Origin of the sequence: Marinimicrobium sp. UBA4209 (assembly GCF_002381585.1) — a bacterium.
Classification (GTDB): domain Bacteria; phylum Pseudomonadota; class Gammaproteobacteria; order Pseudomonadales; family Cellvibrionaceae; genus Marinimicrobium; species Marinimicrobium koreense.
On the sequence record NZ_DFTP01000050.1, the window covers coordinates 13,772 to 17,170 of the forward strand.

Sequence of the window (3,399 nt, forward strand, 5' to 3'; positions counted from 1 at the left end):
TGGCTGGCGCGATCGGCCGGGTCCGGGAAGTTGGCCGCTTCGTCTTTCAGGTGGCTCATGGTGCGGTCGACTTCTTCCATCAACTCGCGCCGCCAGGCCAGCAGCAACTGACGAAAATGTTCTTGCTGATTTTCGTTCATGTACTCCTCGCCCTTCTTCTCCTTGTAAGGGGTGAAGTTACTCATTGAATAGTTTTCCGCGGTAGATGAACTTTTCGGCATGGTTGCGCGCCTCGTATGACTTCCCATTTAACTGGCCGACAGTCATGACTGGCCGGGGTTTCACCCTTTGGGCGCCTTGGCCCTGACCGTCATTCTGCTCCTGTTCACCGGCTTTAGGGCCGTGAAATTTGAAGGGTTGGCAAGCTACCAGATATCCCGGGGCTCCGCCAGTATTTTTTTGCCTGTTTCGGCGCTTAATGACAGCCTGGTTTGAGCCCGTGGACCCTAACTGTAACAATAGCGGACTTTTCGATGAATGCGTGCTATCAGGAGGTGAAATTGAGTCAGCTTTGGCAATCCGGGACGCTGTTGCGGCGCTACAAGCGCTTTATGGCTGATGTTCGTCTCGCCGATGGCACGGAAATGACCATTCATTGCCCCAATACCGGTTCCATGCGCCACTGTGTGGTGCCGGACTCACCCTGCTGGTTTTCGGATTCCGGCAACCCCAAGCGCAAATATCGCCATACCTGGGAAGTGGCCACGGTGCCTGGTGGGCACCTGGCCGGGGTCAATACCGGTCGGGCCAATCACCTGGTGGAGGCCGCGCTGACGGCGGGTCGGATTAAGGCGCTTGCCGGCTACTCGACGGTCCGCCGCGAGGTGCCCTACGGACAGGAGCGCTCGCGCATCGACTTTCTGCTCACGGAGGATGGCAGGGCTCCGTGCTATGTGGAGGTCAAAAGTGTGACGCTGATGGAGCAGCCGGGGCAGGGGCTGTTTCCCGACGCGGTCAGCGAGCGCGGGCGCAAGCACCTGCGGGAGCTGGCAAGCATTGCCCAGCAGGGCGACCGGGCGGTGCTGCTGTTCTGCGTCCAGCACACGGGCGTGGAGTGGGTGGAGCCGGCGGATGCCATCGATCCGGCGTACGGTAAGGCGCTGCGGGAGGCGGCCGCCGCTGGGGTCGAGATGCTGGCCTACCGGGCGGACATCCGACCGGATGACGCCCACATTGAGCTGGTCCACCCGGTGCCGGTTCGCTATTAGTGGTGGGAATACATTAGAGCCCGTCCGGAGCGGCGAGGGTCAGTGAGCGCCGTTCGGTTTTCCCGTCGCGCGCAAACACCAACTCCACCCGGTCGCCAGGCGCGTATTTTTCCAGTGCGGTCATCAGCTCGTCGTAGTTGCGGGTGGGGTGTTGGTCAATGGCGGTGATTATGTCGCCCAGGATAATGGTGCCCCAGCGGCTGCGCTGTGCTCCGCGCAAGCCCGCCCGGTCGGCCGGAGAGCCCGGTGCGACCCGCAGCACCGCCACCCCTTTGACGCCGGATTGCCGAGCCCACTGGTCGGGCGCGATATCGATGCCAATCACCGGTCGCACAATCCGCCCGTGTTCAATCAGTTGCGGCACTATGTCTTTCAGGGTGTTCACCGGGATGGCGAACCCGATGCCGGCGCTGGCGCCGCTCGGGCTGTAAATCATGGTGTTGACGCCGATCAGTTCGGCCTGAGAGTTCAGCAGCGGGCCGCCGGAGTTGCCGGGGTTGATGGCGGCATCGGTCTGGATCACGTTGCGGATTTTGCGCTGGTTGGGGGCTTCGATTTCCCGCCCCAGAGCGCTGACCACGCCGGTGGTCAGTGTGGCGTCCAGGCCAAAAGGGTTGCCGATGGCGAGCACCTTGCGCCCCACCATGAGCTCGCTGGAGTCGCCCCGACGCAGGGGCTGGAGCTTTTTGTCCGGGGCGTTGATTTTCAGGACGGCGAGGTCTTTTTCGGGTGCCAGGCCCACGACCTCGGCGGGCCAGATGCTCTGGTCCTGCAGGGTAATGACAACTTTGCGGGCGTTCTCGATGACGTGGAAGTTGGTCACGATATAGCCGCGTTCATCCCAGACAAAGCCGGTGCCGGCGCCACGGGGTACGGTCAGCAGGTCGAAGGAGCGCGGGTCCCGCACGACCTGCTGGTTGGTCACATAAACGACACTGGGGCTGGCGTACTCGAACACTTCGATTGTGTTGCGCTCGTCGTCGGTAGCGAACTCCTGGGCCTGCAGTGGGTTCCAGGGCAGCAACAACAGGGCGACGACGAGCAGGGTCCGAGTTCCCATGGTGAAACTCCTTTCTCTAATTAGCGGGCGTTCTGCAGCGCCGCAATGCGTTCTTCCAGTGGCGGGTGGCTGGCGAACAGTTTACCCAGATTCTGTTTGAAGCCACCGCTGATGCCAAAGGCTTTCATACTGTCGGGCATGGGGTTCTCCACACCGGCCTGCACTTCGGCCTGCAGCCGCTGGAGCGCCCGGATCATGGCGCCGCGGCCGGCCAGCTTGGCGCCGGCGGCATCCGCCCGGTACTCCCGGTAGCGGGAGAAGGCCATCACGATCATCGAGGCGAGCACGGCGAGAATAATTTCGGTAATGAAGGTCACCACATAGAAGCCGATGCCGTGGCCGCGCTCGTTCTTGAAAATCACCCGGTCGACAGTGTGGCCAATAATCCGGGCGAAGAACATCACAAAGGTGTTCACCACGCCCTGAATCAGGGCCAAAGTGATCATGTCGCCGTTGGCGACGTGACCGATTTCGTGGGCCAGCACGGCGCGCACCTCGTCGCGATCAAAGCGCTGCATCAGGCCCTGACTGACGGCGACCAGCGACGCGTTGCGATTCCAGCCGGTGGCGAACGCATTGGCCTGGGGCGCGGGGAAAATACCGATTTCCGGCGTCTTGATGCCCGCTTCCCGCGCCAGTTGTTGCACGGTACTGACCAGCCACTGTTCATCGGCCGTGCGCGGCGTTTCAATGATCTGGGTGCCGGTGGTTTTCTTGGCAATAAACTTGGACAGAAACAGGGAAATGAACGAGCCGGCAAAGCCGAAAATCGCGCAAAAAATCAACAGGCTCTGCAGATCGAGGTTGCCGTTTTGTTGCAGGTAGTGGTCCACGCCCAAAAGAGACAGGGTGACGCTGGCCACCATCAGAACGGCCAGGTTGGTTAATAAAAACAAGCCAATGCGCATCAAAGCGGTGATCTCCTACAGTCGGTCGCACACAGTGCGGAGCGCTGCCGGCCCGTCCGGCAGTGCTCCGCTATTCTCCCGGTTATATAGGTGCCGGCGCAAGAAATTCAATATCGCGGATGTGTAAAGATGCGATGTGTGAGAAAACGGGTAGGGCGGAAGAAAATGGCCACCCAGAGGGTGGCCCAAGCAACCGTGATTAGCCAAAGGTCTTCAAGCCCGG

General features: G+C 61.0%; 3 protein-coding genes and 1 pseudogene. 1 reads left to right on the forward strand and 3 read right to left on the reverse strand.

The window, feature by feature from the left end; genetic code table 11:
* Positions 1-221 (reverse strand): annotated as a pseudogene (locus B3187_RS07460) (RNA polymerase-binding protein DksA); the annotation flags it as partial.
* A gap of 252 nt (positions 222-473) precedes the next feature.
* Here B3187_RS07460 and sfsA point away from each other — a divergent pair.
* A complete protein-coding gene (gene sfsA / locus B3187_RS07465) occupies positions 474-1,208 on the forward strand; it encodes a DNA/RNA nuclease SfsA (protein WP_051174352.1) in 735 nt (244 codons plus the stop codon).
* Positions 1,209-1,221: 13 nt separating this feature from the next.
* Here sfsA and B3187_RS07470 read toward each other — a convergent pair whose 3' ends face one another.
* A complete protein-coding gene (locus B3187_RS07470; RefSeq protein WP_123637990.1) occupies positions 1,222-2,268 on the reverse strand; it encodes a S1C family serine protease in 1,047 nt (348 codons plus the stop codon).
* Positions 2,269-2,288: 20 nt separating this feature from the next.
* Complete coding sequence (htpX, locus tag B3187_RS07475; protein WP_211331051.1) at positions 2,289-3,179, reverse strand: protease HtpX; 891 nt, start codon at positions 3,177-3,179, stop codon at positions 2,289-2,291.
* Between the last annotated feature and the right edge of the window lie 220 nt (positions 3,180-3,399).

Excerpts from the sequence above, each read along its gene's own strand:
- sfsA (WP_051174352.1), top strand. The coding sequence starts at position 474 with ATGAATGCGTGCTATCAGGAGGTGAAATTGAGTCAGCTTTGGCAATCC.
- B3187_RS07470 (WP_123637990.1), bottom strand. The coding sequence starts at position 2,268 with ATGGGAACTCGGACCCTGCTCGTCGTCGCCCTGTTGTTGCTGCCCTGG.